We start from the raw sequence: 20389 nt of genomic DNA on the forward strand, positions 1-20389 counted from the left end.
AGACTACAATGAACTTACGCGACTTTAAAATTGGTGCACGTCTGGGAATCGGCTTCGGGATCATTTTGCTGATTCTGGTCGCGATGGTGTTGTCGGCCAACTTCCTCAACTACAGCAACAAATCCGAATTGACCAAGGGCCTGCAATTGTCGACCGCCAAGAACCTGCAGGCGGCGGCGATGAAGAGCGCCATGCTGGAAACCGGCATCGCGATGCGCAACATCGGCCTGCAGTCCGACGTCAGCCTGATGCAAAAGGAAGAGGGCAAGGTCAAGGACCAGCGCAAACGCTACGAGACGGCGGTCGAGGCGCTCAAGGCGCTGGGCCTGAACGACGCCGAGAAGAAGGTGCTGGCCGACATCGCCGCCCTCGACAAGGACGTCGACACCGCCTTCAAGGAGGCGATCGGCCAGGTGCTGGCCTTCAACAGCGAGGGCGCGGCCAAGGTCATCGCCAGCCGCATCGACCCGCTCAACACCCAGACCCTGGCCTCGATCAACAAGATGGTCGAGATGCAGCAGGCCGCCGCGCGCGACGTGCTGGACGGCTCGGTGGCCGCCGACACCCGTTTGATGCTGATGCTGTTCGGCCTGGGCGGGGTCGCCGTGGCGCTGGGCGTGGGCTGCGCCTTCGTCATCACCCGCTCGATCACCGGGCCGCTGTCGGGCGCCGTCGAGGTGGCGCAGAAGGTCGCCGGCGGCGAGCTGACCTCGCACGTGGTGGTCGAGGGCAAGGACGAGACCAGCGAGCTGCTGCAGGCGCTCAAGGACATGAACGACAGCCTGGCCAAGACGGTGGGCGACGTGCGCGCCGGCACCGAGACGATCACCGTCGCCTCGCGCGAGATCGCCTCCGGCAACGCCGACCTGTCCTCGCGCACCGAGTCGCAGGCCAGCTCGCTCGAGCAGACCGCCAGCTCGATGGAGGAGCTGACCTCCACCGTCAAACAGAACGCCGACAACGCGCGCCAGGCCAACCAACTGGCCGTGTCGGCCTCGTCGGTGGCGGTGAAGGGCGGCAGCGTGGTGTCGCAGGTGGTCGACACCATGGGCTCGATCAAGGAAAGCTCGCGCAAGATCGTCGACATCATCGGCGTCATCGACGGCATCGCCTTCCAGACGAATATTCTGGCGCTGAACGCCGCCGTCGAGGCGGCCCGCGCCGGCGAGCAGGGCCGTGGCTTCGCGGTGGTCGCCTCCGAGGTGCGCAACCTGGCGCAGCGCTCGGCCGGCGCCGCCAAGGAGATCAAGGAACTGATCGGCGACTCGGTCAACAAGGTCGACGCCGGCAGCAAGCTGGTCGACGAGGCCGGCCAGACCATGGACCTGATCGTCACCTCGATCAAGCAGGTGGCCGACATCATGGGCGAGATCACCGCCGCCACCCAGGAGCAGAGCAACGGCATCGAGGAGGTCAACCAGGCCATCACCCAGATGGACGAGATGACCCAGCAGAACGCCGCCCTGGTCGAACAGGCCGCCGCCGCCGCCGAGAGCATGCAGGAGCAGGCGCAGAAGCTGGCGCAGGCGGTCAGCATCTTCAAGCTGTCGTCCGACGGCAACGCGCCGCGCCAGGCCGCGCCGCAGCCGGCGCCGCGTCCGGCGGCCAGCAAGGCGGTGGCCGCGCCGCGGCCGGCCGCGCCGCTGCGCGCCGCCGCCCCGGCGGCCGGCAAGGCCGCGCCGAAGAAGCTGGCCTCGGCGGCCAGCAGCGACGAGTGGGAAGAGTTTTAAGGCAAAGAGTTTTAAGGCAATTAATGCCGCCAAGCCGGCGGCAGTCGTGTAATGTAGTAGCGTAGTACGTCGGCGCCCCGCGCGCCGGCGCCGCAAGGCGCAAGGCATTGTTCCAGCATCAAATAAGGGTTTAACAAATGCCGCAATCTAAAGACACCGTCAAAGAGTTCGACTTCAACGCCAAGGACTTCGAAAGAGTGCGCGGCCTGATCTACAAGCGGGCCGGCATCTCGCTGGCCGACAGCAAGCAGGAGATGGTGTACAGCCGCCTGGCGCGGCGTTTGCGGGCCACCGGCATCTCGTCCTTCGTCAAGTACCTCGACGACCTCGAGGCGGGCCGCCTGGGCGACGAGTGGGAGGCCTTCACCAACGCCCTGACCACCAACCTGACCTCCTTCTTCCGCGAGGCGCACCACTTCCCGCTGCTCGCCGAGCACGTCAAGAAACTGAGCGGCCCGATCACCATCTGGTGTTCGGCCGCCTCCACCGGCGAGGAGCCGTATTCGATCGCCATGACCGTGTGCGAGGCCTTCAACACGCTGACGCCGCCGGTCACCATCATCGCCACCGACATCGACACCAACGTGCTGGCGGCCGGCGCCAACGGCGTCTACACGCTCGACCGGCTCGACAAGATGGCGCCCGAGCGGGCCCGCCGCTTCTTCCAGAAGGGCAAGGGCGAGCGCGAGGGCATGGTGCGCGTGCGCCCCGAGCTGCGCCAGATGATCACCTTCAAGCAGCTCAACCTGCTGGGCGACAGCTGGCCGATCAGCGGCCAGTTCGACGTGATCTTCTGCCGCAACGTGATGATCTATTTCGACAAGGCGACCCAGCGCAAGATCCTGGCGCGTTTCGTGCCATTGATGAAGCCGGACGCGCTGTTGTTCGCCGGCCACTCGGAGAATTTCCTGTACGTCTCGGAGTCCTTGAAACTGCGCGGCAAGACGGTCTACGAGCTGGACCACGGCGCGGGCCAAAAAGCAACGTCGCACCGCTAATGAGACTACGACATGGACCTCGAACAATTTGCCACCAACGTCTATTTCGATAGAACGTTCGACTGCGATGCCGCCAAGATCCTTCCCGGCGAGTATTATTTCACCAACAAGGACATGCTGATCGTCACCGTGCTCGGCTCCTGCGTGTCGGCCTGCATCCGCGACCGCGTCACCGGCCTGGGCGGCATGAACCACTTCATGCTGCCCGACGGCGGCAGCGACACCAACAGCCCGGTGTCGGCCTCGGCGCGCTACGGCACCTACGCCATGGAGATCCTGATCAACGACCTGCTCAAGGCCGGCGCCCGGCGCGAGAACCTGGAGGCCAAGGTGTTCGGCGGCGGCGCCGTGTTGAAGGGCTTCACCGCCATCAACGTGGGCGAACGCAACGCCGCCTTCGTGCTCAACTTCCTCAAGGTCGAGAAGATCCGCGTGGTCGCCGAGGACACTCAACGACATCCACCCGCGCAAGGTCTACTTTTTCCCGCGCAGCGGCAAGGTGCTGGTGAAGAAGTTGATGCAGGCGCACAACGACACGCTGGCCAAGCGCGAGCTCGACTACGCCAGCCGCCTCAAGAAGGCGCCGGTCGGCGGCGAGATCGATTTGTTCTAGCCGGAACGGGCGGCCGCGCCGCCCGCCAGTTTGTGGCGCGCCGCGTGGGCGGCGGGCCGTATTTGAACCAGAATAAGAAAGTAGCGCTATGAAGATCAAAGTCCTGATCGTCGATGACTCCGCCCTGATCCGCAGTGTCATGACCGAAATTATCAGCAGCCAACCCGACATGGAGGTGGTGGGCGTGGCCCCCGACCCGCTGGTGGCGCGCGAGCTGATCAAGCAGACCAACCCCGACGTGCTCACGCTCGACGTCGAAATGCCGAAGATGGACGGCCTCGACTTCCTGGAAAAACTGATGCGCCTGCGGCCGATGCCGGTGGTGATGGTCTCCTCGCTGACCGAGCGCGGCTCGGAGATCACCATGCGCGCGCTGGAGCTGGGCGCGGTCGACTTCGTCACCAAGCCGAAGATCTCGATCCAGTCCGGCATGCGCGAATACACCGAGCTGATCGCCGACAAGATCCGCGCCGCCTCGAAGGCGCGCATCCGCGCCCGCACGCTGCCGCAGCCGGGCGAGGTGGCCGCCGGCCAGCTGCCGCAGCTGCGCAACCCCCTGACCTCGTCGGAGAAGCTGATCATCGTCGGCGCCTCGACCGGCGGCACCGAGGCGATCCGCGAGTTCCTCATGCAGATGCCGTCGGACTGCCCGGGCATCCTGATCACCCAGCACATGCCGGAGGGCTTCACGCGCTCCTTCGCCAAGCGCCTCGACAGCCTGTGCAAGATCTCGGTGAGCGAGGCGGCCGGCGGCGAGCGGGTGCTGCCGGGCCACGCCTACATCGCGCCCGGCCACTCGCACCTGACCTTGACGCGCAGCGGCGCCAACTACATGACCAAGATCGACCAGGGCGAGCCGGTCAACCGCCACCGCCCCTCGGTCGACGTGCTGTTCCGCTCGGCCGCCCTGTGCGCCGGCAAGAACGCGGTCGGCGTGATCCTGACCGGCATGGGCAAGGACGGCGCCCTCGGCATGTTGGAGATGAAGAACGCCGGGGCGTATAATTTCGCCCAGGACGAGGCCAGTTGCGTGGTGTTCGGCATGCCGCGCGAGGCCATCGCCGTGGGGGCCACCCACGAGGTCGGCGCGCTGCAGGCGCTGCCGGGCATGGTGCTGGGCTATTTGGCGGCACACGGCATGCGCGCTTTGCGTGTTTAATACACGATCGCCGACGTTTTCCTGTTACTTTGTTCGCCCCCGGGGCAGCGAAAATGCTATCCTACAACTTGCTGGCAATTGTAGACACTATTAACAACCGCGTAAGAAGAAACAACGGAGTAATTCATGGCTGATCCAAAGATGAAATTTTTAGTTGTTGACGATTTTTCGACGATGCGCCGCATCGTCCGGAATCTGTTGAAAGAACTGGGTTATGCCAATGTCGACGAGGCTGAGGACGGCGTCATGGCGCTGGCCAAGCTGCGCGCGGAATCGTTCGACTTCGTGGTGTCCGACTGGAACATGCCGAACATGGACGGCCTGACCATGTTGCAGAACATTCGTGCCGACCCGGCGCTGGCCAAGCTGCCGGTGCTGATGGTCACCGCCGAGGCGAAGAAGGAAAACATCATCGCGGCGGCCCAGGCCGGCGCCAACGGCTATGTCGTCAAGCCATTCACGGCGGCCACGCTGGATGAAAAGCTGAACAAGATCTTCGAAAAACTCGGAGCTTGACGATGGCCGAGCAAGACAACGGCGCCATGCAGGCAGCAATGGTGGAGCCGAACGAGGAGTTCTTGTCGCGCATCGGCCACATGACGCGGGCGCTGCACGAGAACTTGCGCGGCCTCGGCCTCGACAAGTTGATCGAGAAGGCCGCCTCCGACATGCCGGACGCGCGCGACCGCCTCGAGTACGTCGCCCGCCTCAGCGAGGACGCGGCGCAGAAGGTGCTCAACGCCACCGACGCGGCCGGCCCGCTGCAGGACCAGATCGGCGCCGACGCCAAGCAGCTGAGCAGCTCCTGGCAGACGCTGCTGGCCAACGGTGCCGGCGAGCAGGACTGGCGCGCGCTGGCGCAGCAGACCATCGCCACGCTGGGCGCGACGAGCGCGCACACCGGCGGCACCAAGTCGCATTTGATGGACATCATGATGGCGCAGGATTTCCAGGATCTGACGGGACAGGTGATCAAGAAGGTCACCTCGATCGCCCAGAACGTGGAGCAGCAACTGGTGCAGATGTTGATCGACTTCGCGCCGGAACAGCTGAAGAAGGAAATCGACAACGGCTTGCTCAACGGTCCGCAGATCGACCCGGCCGGCGAGGGCGTTGTGGCCGACCAGGGGCAGGTCGACGACCTGCTCGACAGTCTCGGCTTCTAACTAGGATCGCGTCGCCCCCGCCCCGGCGGGGCCCGCGCCGGCTCCCCTGCTGGGGGCGGCGCGGACGGCCGCCGCAGGGCGGCCGTGGCGAGTCCGCGGTGCAGGTGGCCCGCCAGCGGGGCGCCCGCCGCGTGCCAGCAGGGTAGTCCACCGGACCTCGAACGCCGCGCCCGCCATGCACCACACCAATTTCCTCGTCCGCGAACCCCTGCTCGATCCGCAACAGCGGGTGCTCGGCTACGAGCTGAGCTGGCAGGACGGCGCGCCCGGCGCGGCCGCGCCGGCCGCCCTGGAGGCGCTGGTCGGCTTCGTCGCCGGCCAGGTCAACCATCCCGACACCGGCTGGCTGCTGCGCGACAAGACCCTGTTCCTGCAGGCGGTGCCGGCGATGCTGTCGACCGACGCGCTGCACAACATGCCCCCCGAACACACCGTGCTGTCGATCCAGACCGCCACCCTGGCCGACCCGGCCACGCTGGCGGCCGTGCGGGCGCTGCGCGCCGGCGGCGTCGGCATCCTGCTGCGCGAGGCCGACCTGGCCAAGCTCGGCAAGGGCCTGGCCGGCGTCGCCTCGCACGTCGAGGTGCGCTTCACCGGCGCCGACGTGGCGGCCCAGGCGCGCAACTACGCCGCGCTGCGGCAGGCGGCGGTGCGGATGGTCGGCCGGCCGGTGGGCAACTGGGCCGACTTCGACGCCTGCGCCGCGCTCGGCCTGGACGCCTTCGTCGGCAAGCTGCACCTGACGCCGCGTCCGGGCAGCGCGGTCAAGGGCATGAACCCGGCCCAGACCGTCATTTTGCAACTGATGCAGATGGTGCGGCAGAACGCCGACGCGGCACAGATCGAGGCGGTGCTCAAGCGCGACGCCACGCTGTCCTACAAGCTGTTGAGGTTCATCAATTCGGCCGGCTTCGGCGCCGGCCGCGAGGTGCAGTCGCTGCGCCAGGCGCTGGCCCTGCTGGGCTATTCGCCGCTGTACCGTTGGCTGACCCTGCTGTTGGCCACCGCCAGCAGCAACGGCTACTCGCCGGTGCTGCTGGAGACGGCGGTGGTGCGCGGCCGCCTGGCCGAGCTGCTCGGCCTGGCCGCGCTGGGCAAGGGCGAGGCGGAGAACATCTTCGTCGCCGGCATGTTCTCGCTGCTCGACCGCCTGCTCGGCATGCCGATGGAGCGGGTGCTGGAGGCGATCCAGCTGTCCGACGACGTGGTGGCGGCGCTGCTGACGCGGGGCGGCAAGTACGGCCCCTATCTGGCGCTGGCCGAGGCCTGCGAGCTCAACTCGACGCTGGTGGCGGCGCTGGCCCATTCGCTCGGCCTGAGCCCGCAGCAAGTCAACCAGGCCCACCTGTCGGCGCTGGCCTGGGCGCAGAACGTGGCGAGCTAGCCGGCTTGGCTGGGCGCCATCGTCGAACCCAGCGGCGTCGATCCAGGGTCAGACCCTAGGGTCTGACCCTCGCGCCGCGCCGCTTGCTACGCTGGGTTTTGTTGGCGCCGCTTAGATTTCCAGATTGTCGATCAGGCGGGTGCCGCCCAGCTTGGCCGCGGCCAGCACCACCAGCGGCGTGCCCTGGGCCAGGTCGCCGGCGCTCGGCGGTTGCAGGTCGATGCGTTTGCGGATCGAGATGTAGTCCGGATTCCAGCCGCGCTTGGCCAGCTCGTCCATCGCCTGGTGTTCCAGTTGGTAGATGTCGAGGTGGCCGGCGCGCATCTCGCTGGCGACGAAGTTGAGCGCCCGGTACAGGGCCGGCGCCTCGGCGCGCTCCGGCGCCGACAAATACATATTGCGCGACGACAGGGCCAGGCCGTCCTCGGCGCGGTAGGTCTCGGCGGCGATGATCTCGGTGGGCAGGGCGAACTGGCGGCTCATGTTGCGGATGATCATCAGCTGCTGGTAGTCCTTCTTGCCGAACACGGCCACGCGCGGCTGGACGCAGGCGAACAGCTTCATCACCACCGTGGTCACGCCGGTGAAGAAGCCGGGGCGGAACTCGCCCTCCAGGGTGTTGCCCAGGGCCCTCGGGCGGACGGATGCGGAACTCCTGCGGCTCCGGGTACAGGTCCTTCTCGGTCGGCGCGAACAGCACGTAGACGCCTTCCTTTTCCAGCTTCTCGACGTCGGCCTGGAAGGTGCGCGGATACTTCTCGAAGTCCTCGCCGGGGCCGAACTGCAGGCGGTTGACGAAGATCGAGGCGACCACCGGGTCGCCGTGCTTGCGCGCCAGGCGCATCAGCGACAGGTGGCCCTCGTGCAGATTGCCCATGGTGGGGACGAAGGAGGTGCGCAGTTGGCCGCTCAGTTGGTCGCGCAGTTCTTCAATGGAGGAGATGATTTTCATGGCAGGCTTTCGCGATGGACTAGATGGGGAAGAGGGGGCGGGCGCGGCGTCGCGGCTCAGGCCGGCGAATACGCCAGGCGCACGTAGATCGGCGCGAACGGTTCGGCCTGGGTGATTTCGATCAGGGTTTCCTTGGCCAGCTCCAGCAGGGCGACAAAGTTGACCACCACCACCGGCACGCCGCCGGCGCTGTCGAACAGGTCGGCGAACTCGATGAAACGCGACGATTGCAGCTTACGCAAAATCGAGGTCATGTGCTCGCGCACCGACAGCTCCTCGCGGCTGATCTGGTGGTGCTGGGTCAGCTTGGCGCGCTTGAACACGTCGAGCCAGGCGCGCTGCAGGTCGATCGGTTCGACCTCGGGCCAGTGCTGCTCCAGGCCCTGTTCGATGAACACGCGCGGCCGGACGAAGTCGCGGTCCAGCTGCGGCATGGTGTTCAGGTCGTAGGCGGCCAGCTTGATCTGCTCGTATTCGAGCAGGCGGCGCACCAGGTCGGCGCGCGGGTCGAAGTCGGGGTCGTCGAGGATCTCGCTGTGGCGCGGCGGCAGCAGCATGCGCGACTTGATCTCGATCAGCATGGCCGCCATCAACAGGTATTCGGCGGCCAGCTCCAGGTTCGACAGGCGGATCTGGTCGACATACTTCAGATATTGCAGGGTGACCTGCGCCATCGGAATGTCGAGGATGTTGAAATTTTGCTTGCGGATCAGGTAGAGCAGCAGATCGAGCGGTCCCTCGAAGGCCTCGAGGAAGATCTCCAGCGCGTCGGGCGGAATGTACAGGTCGGTCGGCATGCGCAGCATCGGCTCGCCGTACAGGCGGGCCAGCGCGGTGTCGACGGCCGGCGTGTCGGCCGCCGCCGTGGCCGCATCGGCCGGATCGGCCGGGTCGGCCAGCCGGGCCGCCTGGGCGGCGCCGACGGCGGCGGGCGCCGGCTCGGTGCCGCCGGTGGGCGGCGCGTCGAGCAGCGCGATAGCGTCCTCAGCCGGCGTCAGCGCCGTGGCGCTGGCCGTTTCCTCTGGCAACATCCTGGCCGCCCCGGGGCTGTTAGACCTTGTTTTGGTAGACGTAGGCTTGTTGCTTGACGGCCGACTCGAGCTGGCGCTCTTGTTCCGACAGCGACACCGGCGCCTTGTCCCACAGCAGGGCGCGGCCGGCGCGCTGGCCTTCTTCCATGCCCGGATTCTTGGCCTTCAGCTCTTTGATGAACAAAGTGTGCTCGGATTCGTACATCTGATGTTGTTTAGTCAGTTTCATGGATTCAATGTGGGTGGATCAGCAGCGCGTATTTTACCGCGCCCGGCGCGGCGGCGGTAATTCTATCGCTGCCGGTGGGCAATCCGGCGGCGCCGCCGCGCATGGCGGGCGGCGCCGGCCCGCTTAGAACTTGTGGCGCAGGCCCAGCGCCAGGGTGTTGCCGCCGGCCGCGTTGCTTAGCTTGTCGCGCAGGTAGACCGCGTACAGGTCGGTGCGCTGCGACAGGTTGTGGTCGTAGCCGGCGCTGGCGGTGTCGCGGTGGAAGGCCGGCTTGAGCGCCGCGTTCTCGCGCGTGCGGGCCCAGGCCAGCATCCAGTTGCCGGCGCCGGCCGGCACCGACAGGCCGAGGTGGCCGGTGCGGCTGCGCCGCCCGCTCACTTCCGTCCGCGTGCGGTTGTGGCCGGCGTACAGCTTGACGGCGCCGAGGTCGTAGCTGGCGGCGGCGAAATACACGGTCTGCCGCGGCGCGGCGGCGCTGATGTTGAGGCCGTTGACGACGCGCTGGGCCGCCGCCGTCAACGCCAGCGCGGCGCCGGTGTAACGCAGCACGGCCGCCTTGTTGTTGCCGAAGCTGGTGGCGGCGCCTTCGCCCAGGTTGCCCTGCAGCGTCAGACTGACCCCGTTGACGGTGGGCGACAGGTAGGCCAGGGCGTTGTTCCAGCCCGTGTCGCCGACGATGGCGCTGCCGAAGGGCGCGCTCCACAACTGGTCGACCAGGGGCGACAGCCGGGTCGAGACGCCGAAGGGATTGGCGTAGGCGCTGGCGATGAACAGGGGATTGGGCAGCCGGCCCATGCGCACGGTGCCCCAGTTGCCGGCCAGGCCGACATAGGCGGCGCGTGAGAACAGCGCCTCGCCGGGCACGCGGCCGGCCTCGCCGCTGTCGGCGCGGAAAAAGCTTTCCAGCGCGAACTGGGCGGACAGGCCGCCGCCCAGTTGTTCCGTTCCCGCCACACCCCAAAAGGAGGTGGTCATGCCGCCGTTGTTGACGACGGTGCTGCGCGGGCCGGCGGTGCCGCTGCCGGCGCCGTTGCCGGCGCCGTTGCCGCTTGCGGCGTAGAGGTCGACCAGGCCGTACAGGCGCACATTGCCCGGCTGGGCCTGGGCCATGGCCGCGCTCGGTACTGCGACGCAGCAAAACAGCGCCTGGACCAGCATGGCGGCGGAAACAGTTTTCATGGGTTTTCCTGTCAATCGGTGGCTAAAACCCGTCCCATGCTACCCCTTATTGGCACAACTTCAAGTTATTGCGGCGCGGTGTAGCGGGACGGCGACAAGCGAATCGCGTATGCTGTGCCTTTGCCAATATTCCTACCCCCGCGCATGAACCACCGCCTCACGCCCAAGACCGCCTTCCTTTTGACCCTGGCCCCCTTGCTGTGGGCCGGCAACGCCATCGTCGGCCGTCTGGTGCACGAGGCCGTGCCGCCCATCCTGCTCAACTTCCTGCGCTGGGCCATCGCCCTGCTGATCCTGTTGCCGCTGGCCGGCCCGGTGTTTCGCCGCGACGGCCCGGTGTGGCCGCACTGGCGCAGCTTCGCGCTGCTCGGCCTGCTGGGCATCGGCATCTACAACGCGCTGCAATACCTGGCGCTGCAAAGCTCGACACCGATCAACGTCACGTTGGTGGCCTCGGGCATGCCGGTGTGGATGATGTTGACGGGCTGGATGTTCTTCGGCGTCAAGGTGTCGCGCCGCCAGGTGGCCGGCGCCGTGCTGTCGATCGCCGGCGTGCTGCTGGTGTTGGCGCGCGGCGAGTGGGGCCATCTGCTGGAACTGCGTTTGGTGGCCGGCGATATCTTCATGATTCTGGCGACCATCGCCTGGTCCTTGTACAGCTGGCTGTTGACGCGGACCAAGCTGCCGGACGAGATACGCGCCAACTGGGCCGGCTTTTTGGCGGCGCAGGTGGCCTTCGGCGTGGTCTGGTCGGGCGCCTTCGCGGCGGGCGAGTGGGCCGTCAGCAGCGCCCAGGTGCATTGGAGCTGGACCTTGGCGGCGGCGCTGGCTTATGTGGCGATCGGCCCGGCGGTGATCGCCTTCCGCTGCTGGGGCGCCGGCGTGCAGCAGGCCGGCCCCAGCGTGGGCGCCTTTTTCACCAACCTGACGCCGCTGTTCGCCGCGCTGATGTCGTCGGCCTTCCTCGGCGAGGCGCCGCACGGCTACCACCTGGCGGCGTTCGCCTTGATCGTCGGCGGGATTGTGGTGTCGTCGCGCCGCTGAGGGGAGTTGGGAAGGCTAAGCGCGTTTCGTTTCGAATCGCGTGCTGATCGGAGGAGCACTATGGCTGTTCTGATTGAGGATTATGCAGACATCCATTTGCGGATCGTCGAGTTGCTGGAGTCGTCGCGGCGCGCGGCCGTGCGCAGCGTCAATGCTCTGATGACCGCTACATATTGGGAGATTGGACACAGCATTGTCGAGTTTGAGCAGGGCGGGGCGGAGCGGGCGTTCTATGGTGACGCCTTGATTCGCCGACTTGCCGTTGACTTGACGGCGAGTTTCGGGCGAGGCTACTCGGTGAGAAACATCGAGCAGATGCGCCGCTTCTACCTGTCGTGGCCAATTGCGCAGACACCGTCTGCGCAATTGCCTGGGGATCAGGTTTCTCCGCCCGCCGTAGCGCAATCGCTCATTGCCGGCGCTAAGGACCTGCTGCAGTTCGCGCCGCAGTTCCCGCTCCCTTGGTCCGCATATGTCCGTTTGCTTTCGGTTAAGAACGTGCTGGCCCGCAACTTTTACGAAACTGAGGCGATACGTGGAGGCTGGTCGGTGCGCCAGCTAAACAGGCAGATTGATAGCCAGTTTTACGAGCGGACTGCACTGTCACGGAATAAGGTCGCCATGCTGGCGAGGTCGGCCTCAGGAGACGTTAAAGTCACGTTGACGCCGGAAGAGGCTATAAAAGATCCGTTTGTTCTGGAATTCCTTGATCTCAAGGACGAGTACTCGGAGTCCGCGCTGGAGGCCGCCTTGGTGCAGCATCTGACCGACTTTCTCTTGGAATTGGGCGATGACTTCGCGTTTGTCGGTCGCCAGCGTCGCCTTCGGCTCGACGACTCATGGTTTCGTGTCGATCTGCTGTTTTTCCATCGTCGCTTGAAGTGCCTGATCGTTATCGAACTCAAAACAGGTAAGTTCAGCTACGCCGATGCCGGTCAGATGCATATGTATCTCAACTATGCGCGCGAGCATTGGATGAAAGCCGATGAAAATCCGCCAATTGGATTAATCCTTTGTGCTGCCAAGGGGGCGGCCGAGGCACATTACTCGCTGGATAGTTTGCCCAACAAGGTACTCGCGGCGGAGTACCAGATGGTGCTGCCTGATGAGAGCTTGCTTGCGGATGAGTTGACCCGTTCGCGGCAGCTGTTGGAGAAAAAGAAGCGTGGCACATAATTAATTCGCCGACTTGTCTGTTTGCCTAATGCCGCAATAGTCGCCGCATCACCAGCGGCGGCGGCTCCATCGGGTTGGCGTGGCTGTATTCCAGCTCCTCGGCCAGTTCGAACTCGAAGGCGGTGTAGAAGTCGATCAGCTTGGGCTGGTCGCTGCGCACAGCCAGGCGCAGCTCCTCGACGCCGCAGGTGAGGCCGTGGTGGATCACCGCCTCCAGCAGGTGCTGCGACAAATTGCTGCCGCGCCGCTCGGCGATCACGCCCATGCGGACGATTTCCCACACGTCCGGCTCGGCGTCGAGCGGCAGCCAGCGCACCGAGCCGACAGGCACCTCGTCGATCAACAAGACAAAACCGCCGCCGTCGCGCAAATGCTGCGCGACGAGTACGGCGGTTTCCCGGTGGCCACTCGATGTGACGTTGACCTTGCCGGCCCACGCGGAACGCGTGAGGTCGGCGATCAGTCTGGCATCGTCATTCGTTGCTTCGCGCACCACGATGTTCATCGGCTGTCCTTAGCGGATGCGCATGCCAGGCTCGGCGCCCGGCCATGGGTTGAGGATGTAGATGCCAGGGTTGGCCTTCTCGTCGGCGGCCGAACCGGCCAGCACCATGCCTTCGGACACGCCGAACTTCATCTTGCGCGGCGCCAGGTTGGCCACCATCACGGTCAGCTTGCCGACCAGTTCTTCCGGCTGGTACATCGACTTGATGCCGGAGAAGACGTTGCGCAGGCGGCCTTCGCCGACGTCGAGTGTCAGGCGCAGCAGCTTGTCGGAACCGTCGACGTGCTCGCAGTTGACGATCTTGGCGACGCGCAGGTCGATCTTCATGAAGTCGTCGATCTTGATCTCCGGCGCCAGCGCTTCGACGCCGTCGAGCGGGGCGGCGGCGGACGCGGCGGCAGGTGCGGCGGCCTTGGCGGCCGGCGCGGCAATCGCGGCAGCGGCAGCTGCGGCCGGCGCCGGCGCGTCGAACAGTTCCTCGATCATCTTGGCGTCGACCCGGGTCATCAGGTGGTTGTAGGCGCCGATGCTGCGGCCCAGCATGGCCTGCGAGACGACGCCGCTGGCGACGTCGGTGTCGGCCCAGACCAGTTGCTCGTCGTTGAGGAACTTGGCGACGTTGGCGGCCACGCCCGGCAGCACCGGCGACAGCAGGATGGTCAGCTGGCGGAACAGGATCAGCGCGGTGGTGCAGACGTCGTGCAGCTCGGCGGTCTTGTCGGCGTCCTTGGCCAGGATCCACGGCTTGTTCTCGTCGACGTACTGGTTGGTGATGTCGGCGATTTCCATGATCTCGCGCAGCGCCTTGCCGAACTCGCGGCCGTCGAAGTGGGCGGCGATGCTGGCCTGGCGTTGCTTGCCGTCGGCGGTGGTCAGGGCGCGGGCGATCCAGCCCTGGGCGCCTTCGGACAGGCTGGCGGCCAGCTTGCCGTCGAACTTCTTGGCGATGAAGCCGGCGCAGCGGCTGGCGATGTTGACGTATTTGCCGATCAGGTCGCTATTCACCCGCGCCACGAAGTCGTCGCCGGTGAAGTCCAGGGTCCTCGACCTTGGAGTTGAGCTTGAAGGCGATGTAGTAGCGCAGCCATTCCGGGTTCATGCCCAGGTTCAGGTAGCGCAGCGGCGAGATGCCGGTGCCGCGCGACTTGGACATTTTTTCGTTGTTGACGGTCAGGTGGCCGTGCACGTTGACCTTCAGCTTGGCTATCACCGGATGGTCGGCGAACTTCAGCATGGCCGGCCAGAACAGCAGGTGGAAGGAGACGATGTCCTTGCCGATGAAGTGGATCTGTTCGGTGGCCGGGTCGTTGAGCAGGGCGTCGAAGTCCATGCCCTTCTTCTGGCAATAGTTCTTCAGGCTGGCCAGGTAGCCGACCGGCGCGTCCAGCCAGACGTAGAAGAACTTGCCCGGCGCGTCGGGGATGGGGATGCCGAAGTAGGGCGCGTCGCGGGAAATGTCCCAGTCGGCCAGCTTTTCGCCGGCCTCGCCCAGCCATTCGCTGACCTTGTTGACCATTTCCGGCTGCAAACGGCCCGGGGTGTTCAACCAGTCCTTGAGGAACTCGAAGCAGCGCGGGTCGGAACAGCTTGAAGAAATACTGCTCGGACGGCTTCAAGATCGGCGTCGAGCCGGTGAACACCGAGAAGGGGTTGACCAGCTCGGTCGGCTGGTAGGCCGCGCCGCAGACTTCGCAGTTGTCGCCGTATTGGTCCTTGGCGCCGCATTTCGGGCACTCGCCCTTGATGTTGCGGTCGGCCAGGAACATGCCCTTGACCGGGTCGAAGAAGCGGTCGACGATCTTGGTGGAGATCAGGCCGGTGTCGCGCAGCTTGCGGTAGATGCCCTGCGACAGCTCGACGTTTTCCGGCGAGTCGGTCGAATACCAGTTGTCGAAGGCGATGTGGAAGCCGTCGAGGTACTGGGCGCGGCCGGCGGCGATCTTGGCGACGAACTCCTGCGGCGTGATGCCTTCCTTCTCGGCGGCGATCATGATCGGCGTGCCGTGGGTGTCGTCGGCGCCGACAAAGTGCACTTCGCGCAGTCCGGCGCCGTCGCGCTGCATTCGCTGGAAACGGACCCAGATGTCGGCCTGGATGTATTCCATCATGTGGCCAATGTGGAAGGCGGCGTTTGCATAAGGCAGGGCAGTGGTGACGAACAGCTTGCGGGTCATGATTGATGCACTTTGTGGGTGGAGGAAACAAGCATTTTAACAGCGGATGCCCGCAGTGGGCACTTTGGCGGCAGGGTGAATCCTGTAATTTTGGCTATTTTGCGCTAGACTGCTGCATCACATACGGAGATTTTCATGAGCATCACGGTAGAAGACGTCAAGGCGGCATTGTCAAAAGTTGTAGATCCGAACACCGGCAAGGACTTCGTGTCCGGCAAGGCGGTGAAGAATTTGAAGGTCGACGGCAACGCCGTCTCGCTCGACATCGAGCTCGGCTACCCGGCCAAGAGCCAGTTCGCGGCGATCCGCGCCAGCGTCGCCACGGCGCTGCAGGCGCTGCCGGGCGTCGGCGCGATCGAGGTGGGCGTGGCCTCGAAGGTCATCTCGCACACGGTGCAGCGCGGCCTGAAGCTGATGCCGAACGTGAAGAACATCATCGCCGTGGCCTCGGGCAAGGGCGGCGTCGGCAAGTCGACCACCGCCGTCAACCTGGCGCTGGCGCTGGCCGCCGAGGGCGCCTCGGTCGGCGTGCTGGACGCCGACATCTACGGCCCGTCGCAGCCGATGATGCTGGGCGTCAGCGGCAAGCCGGTCACCAAGGACGGCAAGACCATGGAGCCGCTGGAGAACTACGGCCTGCAGGTGTCGTCGATCGGCTTCATGATCGACCCGGACGAGCCGATGGTGTGGCGCGGCCCGATGGTCACCCAGGCCCTGCAGCAGCTGTTGGAGCAGACCAACTGGCGCGACCTGGACTACCTGATCGTCGACATGCCGCCGGGCACCGGCGACATCCAGCTGACCCTGTCGCAAAAAGTGCCGGTGACGGGCGCGGTGATCGTCACCACGCCGCAGGACATCGCCCTGCTGGACGCGCGCAAGGGGCTGAAGATGTTCGAAAAGGTCGGCATTCCGATCCTCGGCATCGTCGAGAACATGAGCACCCACATCTGCTCGAACTGCGGCCACGCTGAAGAAATCTTCGGTTCCGGCGGCGGCGCCAAGATGTGCGCCGACTTCGGCGTCGAGTTCCTCGGCGCGCTGCCGCTGACCATGGCGATCCGCCAGCAGACCGACTCCGGCAAGCCGACCGTGGTGGCCGAGCCGGACGGCCCGGTGGCCGCCATCTACAAGGACATCGCCCGCAAGATCGCCGTGCAGGTGGCCGAGAAGGCCAAGGACATGACCAGCAAGTTCCCTAGCATCGTCATCAAGAACGACTGAGGCTGGCGGGCCGGGCAGGTGTTGGCCCGGCTCTCCGGTTTGCGGTATAGTATTGTCATTTTGCTTAGTTTCCATTTTACACCACAAGAGGAGATCAAAATGACGAAGAATATGACTACCGCGTTCCCCGCCGCCCGTTTGGTGCGGCGCGTATTGCTGGCCGCCGTCCTGGGTGGCGGCGTGATGGCCGGCGCGCTGGCGCAAACGGTGTCGTTTGCCGAGCCGGTCGACGGCGCCACCGTGAGCAGCCCGTTCAAGGTCAAGTTCGCCGTGAGCGGCATGGACGTCAAACCGGCCGGCGACATGAGCGACAACACCGGCCACCACCACCTGTTGATCAACGCCTCGGCGATGAAGGCTGGCGAGTCGGTGCCCTTCGACGAGACCCACCTGCACTTCGGCAAGGGGCAGACCGAGGCCGAGGTCAAGCTGCCGCCCGGCAGCTACACGCTGACCATGCAGTTCGCCAACGGCGCCCACCAGTCCTACGGGCCCGGCCTGAGCAAGAGCATCAAGGTCACCGTCAAGTAGCGGCGCAAATTGAGGGTCAGACCCTAGGGTCTGACCCTGGCTCTGGCCCTGGCTCTGCGTCCTTGGGACGCGCCGGGGTCTCAACTCGGTGGCAACGCGGTAAAATAGCTTCTTTTACATATAAGCTTTCCTACCCCGCCAATGACCACTGCCACCGTCCCAAGCAAGCCCGTCCGCACCCGTTTCGCCCCCAGCCCTACCGGCTACCTCCACCTGGGCGGCGCCCGCACGGCGCTGTACTCCTGGGCCTTCGCCCGCCACTTCGGCGGCACCTTCGTGCTGCGCATCGAAGACACCGACCTCGAACGTTCTACGCCGGAAGCGGTGCAGGCCATCATCGAGGGCATGCAGTGGCTCGGCCTGGACCACGACGAAGGCCCGTTCTACCAGATGCAGCGCATGGACCGCTACCGCGAGGTGGTGGCGCAGATGCTGGAAGCCGGCACCGCCTACCTGTGCTACTCCTCGCCGGAGGAAGTCGAGGCGATGCGCGAGCGCATGCGCGCGGCCGGCGACAAGCCGCGCTACGACGGCACCTGGCGCCCGGAGGCGGGCAAGACCCTGCCGCCGGTGCCGGCCGAGCGCAAGCCGGTGGTGCGCTTCAAGAACCCGCTGGACGGCGAGGTCAGCTGGGACGACGTGGTCAAGGGCACCATCACCATCGCCAACAAGGAGATGGACGACCTGGTCATCGCCCGTCCGGACGGCACGCCCACCTATAACTTCTGCGTCGCCGTCGACGACTGGGACATGGGCATCACCCACGTGCTGCGCGGCGACGACCACGTCAACAACACGCCGCGCCAGATCAACATCCTGCGGGCGATCGGCGCGCCGCTGCCGCTGTACGGCCACCTGCCGATGATCCTAGGTGCCGACGGCGAGAAGCTGTCCAAGCGCCACGGCGCCGTCAGCGTGATGGACTACCCGGCCCAGGGCTATTTGCCGGAGGCGATGCTGAACTACCTGGCGCGCCTGGGCTGGAGCCACGGCGACGACGAGGTGTTCTCGATGGAGCAGTTCTGCGAATGGTTCAACCTGGACCACCTGACCCGCTCGGCGGCCCAGTTCAACAACGAAAAACTGGCCTGGCTGAACAACCACTATATTAAGCAGGCCGACAACGAGCGCCTGGCCAAGCTGGCCATGCCGCGCATGGTCGACGACGGCGCCCGGTTCGACGGCGCGCCGGCGCTGCCGGCCGTGCTTGCGCTGATGAAGGAGCGCGTCAACACCATCAACGAGCTGGCCGACGCCGCCATGCTGTTCTACCGCGAGCCCAAGCCGGACGCGGCGCTGCTGACCCAGCACCTGACCGACGCCGTCAAGCCGGCGCTGGCCCAGTTCGCCGAGCGCTGCGCCACGGTGGAGTGGAGCAAGGAGGCCTTGTCGGCGATGATCAAGGAGGTGTTGGCCGCCAACACGCTGAAGATGCCGCAGATGGCCATGCCGCTGCGCCTGATCATCACCGGCCAGTTGCAGACGCCGGCCATCGACGCGGTGTTGCAGATCTTCGGACGCGAAGCGATTTTGGCGCGTCTGGCGAAGTTCCTGTAACCCGCCAGCCATTTGCGAATGGGCAGCCGCAGAGAATAAATCTGCAAAGTTGCAAAAGGGTATTTGCAGAGTGAAGATCCTTTGCTATACTCTTGTTTCTGCACCAGACGGGGGTATAGCTCAGCTGGGAGAGCGCTTGCATGGCATGCAAGAGGTCATCGGTTCGATCCCGTTTACCTCCACCAATATCGGAAAGCAGTCGGTTCTGATATGATCTAGTGGTGCAGAAATAGTTGTTCGCGGTCCCCATCGTCTAGAGGCCTAGGACATCACCCTTTCACGGTGAGTACAGGGGTTCGAATCCCCTTGGGGACGCCAGAGTTGTTGTAGTAGAATACAGATGTAGATGTAGATGTAGTTTGACCGTTGTTTGTACTGATTGTTGGAAGTTTGGCTTGATGCTGGATTTGAAACAAGTAGTGAAACAAAAGTCGCCCTGTGCGGCTTTTATTATTTCTACGCCAGAGGGGGTATAGCTCAGCTGGGAGAGCGCTTGCATGGCATGCAAGAGGTCATCGGTTCGATCCCGTTTACCTCCACCACCAGCGTAGAAGTAGGTTGTTTGTGAAGCAGTATATGTTGTCGGTAGTTCCTGGTCCCCATCGTCTAGAGGCCTAGGACATCACCCTTTCACGGTGAGTACAGGGGTTCGAATCCCCTTGGGGACGCCAGCTGACGCTGGTAGTGGTAAAGGTAGTAAAAAGAGTGCCTTGTAGAAGGGCACGAGATCGCGCAAGCGGTATATTGATTTCTGCGCCCGGGGGGTATAGCTCAGCTGGGAGAGCGCTTGCATGGCATGCAAGAGGTCATCGGTTCGATCCCGTTTACCTCCACCAATAGCGCAGAAACAAACGGACATGAGTCTCCATCGTCTAGAGGCCTAGGACATCACCCTTTCACGGTGAGTACGGGGGTTCGAATCCCCCTGGAGACGCCAACGGTGTTGGTAGTAGTGAAAGCATCCTGCAGAGGATGCGAAGTCGCCCACAGCGGCTGTTGTGATTTCTGCGCCCGGGGGGTATAGCTCAGCTGGGAGAGCGCTTGCATGGCATGCAAGAGGTCATCGGTTCGATCCCGTTTACCTCCACCATTGGCGCAGAAATATGTGAGTCCCCATCGTCTAGAGGCCTAGGACATCACCCTTTCACGGTGAGTACAGGGGTTCGAATCCCCTTGGGGACGCCAAAACAAATAGCTTCGTTCGATCAAGTCGCCTAGAGCGGCTTTTTTGTTGCCTGTTCATTTCACGCATATCCTTCGCTTATTTTCCGTAGGCAAGTGCGCGCCGCACATTTTTTGCATGCAATGTTGTTTCGATACCAATTTGATTGGTGAAAACAGCAAAAAGCCGTCGAATCTATTGATTTGCATTCTTGCACTGTGCTATGATTCGCGCACGCTTTTTTGAGGGCTGGTAAAGACTCAAAATGATCGCCAGGTTCCCATCGTCTAGAGGCCTAGGACATCACCCTTTCACGGTGAGTACGGGGGTTCGAATCCCCCTGGGAACGCCAGGATTCGGCAGCAAGTTGTAGTAGCATCAGGTCTGGATGTGTGGTCTGCATCCAAGGACAGATTTCTGTCCCCATCGTCTAGAGGCCTAGGACATCACCCTTTCACGGTGAGTACAGGGGTTCGAATCCCCTTGGGGACGCCAGTCAAGCTCCATCGGAGCGACGAGAAAAAGCCGCCTAGGTCACTAGCGCGGCTTTTTTCTTGTTCGTCGGCTGTTCAGGC

General features: G+C 64.5%; 15 protein-coding genes, 10 tRNA genes and 3 pseudogenes. 22 read left to right on the forward strand and 6 right to left on the reverse strand.

The annotated features are described in order from the left end of the window. Nucleotides 1-8: 8 nt before the first annotated feature. From QC826_RS08810 to QC826_RS08840, 7 genes and pseudogenes are all read left to right on the forward strand, one after another. Nucleotides 9-1730 carry a methyl-accepting chemotaxis protein gene (locus tag QC826_RS08810; protein WP_279765241.1) on the forward strand — a complete coding sequence of 574 codons (1722 nt, stop codon included), beginning with the start codon at nucleotides 9-11 and terminating at the stop codon, nucleotides 1728-1730. 137 nt (nucleotides 1731-1867) lie between these two features. Continuing rightward, nucleotides 1868-2728, forward strand: coding sequence for a CheR family methyltransferase (locus QC826_RS08815; RefSeq protein WP_279765242.1), 861 nt, complete (start codon nucleotides 1868-1870; stop codon nucleotides 2726-2728). Nucleotides 2729-2740: 12 nt separating this feature from the next. Then, nucleotides 2741-3341, forward strand: a pseudogene (gene cheD / locus QC826_RS08820) (chemoreceptor glutamine deamidase CheD). An 88-nt stretch (nucleotides 3342-3429) separates the two neighbouring features. Next, nucleotides 3430-4500: a chemotaxis response regulator protein-glutamate methylesterase gene (locus QC826_RS08825; RefSeq protein WP_279765243.1), complete on the forward strand. Its 1071-nt coding sequence runs from the start codon at nucleotides 3430-3432 to the stop codon at nucleotides 4498-4500. A gap of 126 nt (nucleotides 4501-4626) precedes the next feature. Next, a complete protein-coding gene (gene cheY, locus QC826_RS08830; RefSeq protein WP_008450066.1) occupies nucleotides 4627-5016 on the forward strand; it encodes a chemotaxis response regulator CheY in 390 nt (129 codons plus the stop codon). A gap of 2 nt (nucleotides 5017-5018) precedes the next feature. Beyond that, the gene (cheZ, locus tag QC826_RS08835; protein ID WP_279765245.1) at nucleotides 5019-5666 is read left to right on the forward strand and encodes a protein phosphatase CheZ; all 648 of its coding nucleotides are present in this window, start codon (nucleotides 5019-5021) and stop codon (nucleotides 5664-5666) included. Between the two features lie 175 nt (nucleotides 5667-5841). Next, nucleotides 5842-7050, forward strand: a complete 1209-nt coding sequence (locus QC826_RS08840; RefSeq protein ID WP_279765246.1) for an EAL and HDOD domain-containing protein — start codon at nucleotides 5842-5844, stop codon at nucleotides 7048-7050. Between the two features lie 111 nt (nucleotides 7051-7161). Here the strand turns inward: QC826_RS08840 and panC are convergent. The 4 genes and pseudogenes from panC to QC826_RS08860 form a co-directional block, all read right to left on the reverse strand. Further along, a pseudogene (gene panC, locus QC826_RS08845) lies at nucleotides 7162-8002 on the reverse strand (pantoate--beta-alanine ligase). Nucleotides 8003-8058: 56 nt separating this feature from the next. Next, a complete protein-coding gene (locus QC826_RS08850; RefSeq protein ID WP_279765247.1) occupies nucleotides 8059-9033 on the reverse strand; it encodes a ScpA family protein in 975 nt (324 codons plus the stop codon). Nucleotides 9034-9052: 19 nt separating this feature from the next. Continuing rightward, nucleotides 9053-9262 (reverse strand): DUF3460 family protein, encoded by a 210-nt coding sequence (locus QC826_RS08855; protein ID WP_093387128.1) that lies wholly within the window; start codon nucleotides 9260-9262, stop codon nucleotides 9053-9055. 123 nt (nucleotides 9263-9385) lie between these two features. Then, on the reverse strand, nucleotides 9386-10441 hold the full coding sequence (locus tag QC826_RS08860; protein WP_279765249.1) for a porin: 1056 nt from the start codon (nucleotides 10439-10441) through the stop codon (nucleotides 9386-9388). A gap of 144 nt (nucleotides 10442-10585) precedes the next feature. Here QC826_RS08860 and QC826_RS08865 point away from each other — a divergent pair, with 144 nt between their 5' ends. Beyond that, nucleotides 10586-11485, forward strand: a complete 900-nt coding sequence (locus QC826_RS08865; RefSeq protein ID WP_279765250.1) for a DMT family transporter — start codon at nucleotides 10586-10588, stop codon at nucleotides 11483-11485. Between the two features lie 60 nt (nucleotides 11486-11545). After that, complete coding sequence (locus QC826_RS08870) at nucleotides 11546-12661, forward strand: YhcG family protein (protein WP_279765251.1); 1116 nt, start codon at nucleotides 11546-11548, stop codon at nucleotides 12659-12661. Between the two features lie 25 nt (nucleotides 12662-12686). Here QC826_RS08870 and QC826_RS08875 read toward each other — a convergent pair whose 3' ends face one another. Then, nucleotides 12687-13166 carry a GNAT family N-acetyltransferase gene (locus QC826_RS08875; RefSeq protein WP_279765252.1) on the reverse strand — a complete coding sequence of 160 codons (480 nt, stop codon included), beginning with the start codon at nucleotides 13164-13166 and terminating at the stop codon, nucleotides 12687-12689. Nucleotides 13167-13175: 9 nt separating this feature from the next. After that, a pseudogene (metG, locus tag QC826_RS08880) lies at nucleotides 13176-15340 on the reverse strand (methionine--tRNA ligase). Between the two features lie 135 nt (nucleotides 15341-15475). Here metG and apbC point away from each other — a divergent pair. From apbC to QC826_RS08945, 13 genes are all read left to right on the forward strand, one after another. Beyond that, nucleotides 15476-16564 (forward strand): iron-sulfur cluster carrier protein ApbC, encoded by a 1089-nt coding sequence (gene apbC, locus QC826_RS08885; RefSeq protein ID WP_093387117.1) that lies wholly within the window; start codon nucleotides 15476-15478, stop codon nucleotides 16562-16564. Nucleotides 16565-16747: 183 nt separating this feature from the next. Then, nucleotides 16748-17095: a DUF4399 domain-containing protein gene (locus QC826_RS08890; protein WP_279766422.1), complete on the forward strand. Its 348-nt coding sequence runs from the start codon at nucleotides 16748-16750 to the stop codon at nucleotides 17093-17095. A gap of 141 nt (nucleotides 17096-17236) precedes the next feature. After that, complete coding sequence (gene gltX, locus QC826_RS08895; RefSeq protein WP_279765253.1) at nucleotides 17237-18652, forward strand: glutamate--tRNA ligase; 1416 nt, start codon at nucleotides 17237-17239, stop codon at nucleotides 18650-18652. Between the two features lie 109 nt (nucleotides 18653-18761). Further along, nucleotides 18762-18837 (forward strand) — tRNA-Ala (locus tag QC826_RS08900). A 57-nt stretch (nucleotides 18838-18894) separates the two neighbouring features. Beyond that, nucleotides 18895-18970 (forward strand) — tRNA-Glu (locus QC826_RS08905). Between the two features lie 148 nt (nucleotides 18971-19118). After that, nucleotides 19119-19194, forward strand: a tRNA-Ala gene (locus tag QC826_RS08910). A gap of 53 nt (nucleotides 19195-19247) precedes the next feature. Next, nucleotides 19248-19323: transfer RNA gene (locus QC826_RS08915), tRNA-Glu, on the forward strand. Nucleotides 19324-19412: 89 nt separating this feature from the next. Beyond that, nucleotides 19413-19488 (forward strand) — tRNA-Ala (locus QC826_RS08920). A gap of 25 nt (nucleotides 19489-19513) precedes the next feature. Beyond that, nucleotides 19514-19589: transfer RNA gene (locus tag QC826_RS08925), tRNA-Glu, on the forward strand. Nucleotides 19590-19666: 77 nt separating this feature from the next. After that, a tRNA-Ala gene (locus QC826_RS08930) sits at nucleotides 19667-19742 on the forward strand. 19 nt (nucleotides 19743-19761) lie between these two features. Next, nucleotides 19762-19837 (forward strand) — tRNA-Glu (locus tag QC826_RS08935). Between the two features lie 253 nt (nucleotides 19838-20090). Further along, a tRNA-Glu gene (locus QC826_RS08940) sits at nucleotides 20091-20166 on the forward strand. A 67-nt stretch (nucleotides 20167-20233) separates the two neighbouring features. Continuing rightward, nucleotides 20234-20309: transfer RNA gene (locus tag QC826_RS08945), tRNA-Glu, on the forward strand. The last annotated feature ends 80 nt before the right edge of the window (nucleotides 20310-20389 follow it).

It is taken from the genome of Rugamonas sp. DEMB1 (genome assembly GCF_029834475.1).
Taxonomy (GTDB): Bacteria; Pseudomonadota; Gammaproteobacteria; order Burkholderiales; family Burkholderiaceae_D; genus Rugamonas; species Rugamonas rubra.

Bases quoted from the DNA above. Each gene is read 5' to 3' on its own strand.
- QC826_RS08810 (WP_279765241.1), top strand. From the start codon at position 9: ATGAACTTACGCGACTTTAAAATTGGTGCACGTCTGGGAATCGGCTTC.
- QC826_RS08815 (WP_279765242.1), top strand. From the start codon at position 1,868: ATGCCGCAATCTAAAGACACCGTCAAAGAGTTCGACTTCAACGCCAAG.
- QC826_RS08825 (WP_279765243.1), top strand. From the start codon at position 3,430: ATGAAGATCAAAGTCCTGATCGTCGATGACTCCGCCCTGATCCGCAGT.
- cheY (WP_008450066.1), top strand. From the start codon at position 4,627: ATGGCTGATCCAAAGATGAAATTTTTAGTTGTTGACGATTTTTCGACG.
- cheZ (WP_279765245.1), top strand. From the start codon at position 5,019: ATGGCCGAGCAAGACAACGGCGCCATGCAGGCAGCAATGGTGGAGCCG.
- QC826_RS08840 (WP_279765246.1), top strand. From the start codon at position 5,842: ATGCACCACACCAATTTCCTCGTCCGCGAACCCCTGCTCGATCCGCAA.
- QC826_RS08850 (WP_279765247.1), bottom strand. From the start codon at position 9,033: ATGTTGCCAGAGGAAACGGCCAGCGCCACGGCGCTGACGCCGGCTGAG.
- QC826_RS08855 (WP_093387128.1), bottom strand. From the start codon at position 9,262: ATGAAACTGACTAAACAACATCAGATGTACGAATCCGAGCACACTTTG.
- QC826_RS08860 (WP_279765249.1), bottom strand. From the start codon at position 10,441: ATGAAAACTGTTTCCGCCGCCATGCTGGTCCAGGCGCTGTTTTGCTGC.
- QC826_RS08865 (WP_279765250.1), top strand. From the start codon at position 10,586: ATGAACCACCGCCTCACGCCCAAGACCGCCTTCCTTTTGACCCTGGCC.
- QC826_RS08870 (WP_279765251.1), top strand. From the start codon at position 11,546: ATGGCTGTTCTGATTGAGGATTATGCAGACATCCATTTGCGGATCGTC.
- QC826_RS08875 (WP_279765252.1), bottom strand. From the start codon at position 13,166: ATGAACATCGTGGTGCGCGAAGCAACGAATGACGATGCCAGACTGATC.
- apbC (WP_093387117.1), top strand. From the start codon at position 15,476: ATGAGCATCACGGTAGAAGACGTCAAGGCGGCATTGTCAAAAGTTGTA.
- QC826_RS08890 (WP_279766422.1), top strand. From the start codon at position 16,748: ATGGCCGGCGCGCTGGCGCAAACGGTGTCGTTTGCCGAGCCGGTCGAC.
- gltX (WP_279765253.1), top strand. From the start codon at position 17,237: ATGACCACTGCCACCGTCCCAAGCAAGCCCGTCCGCACCCGTTTCGCC.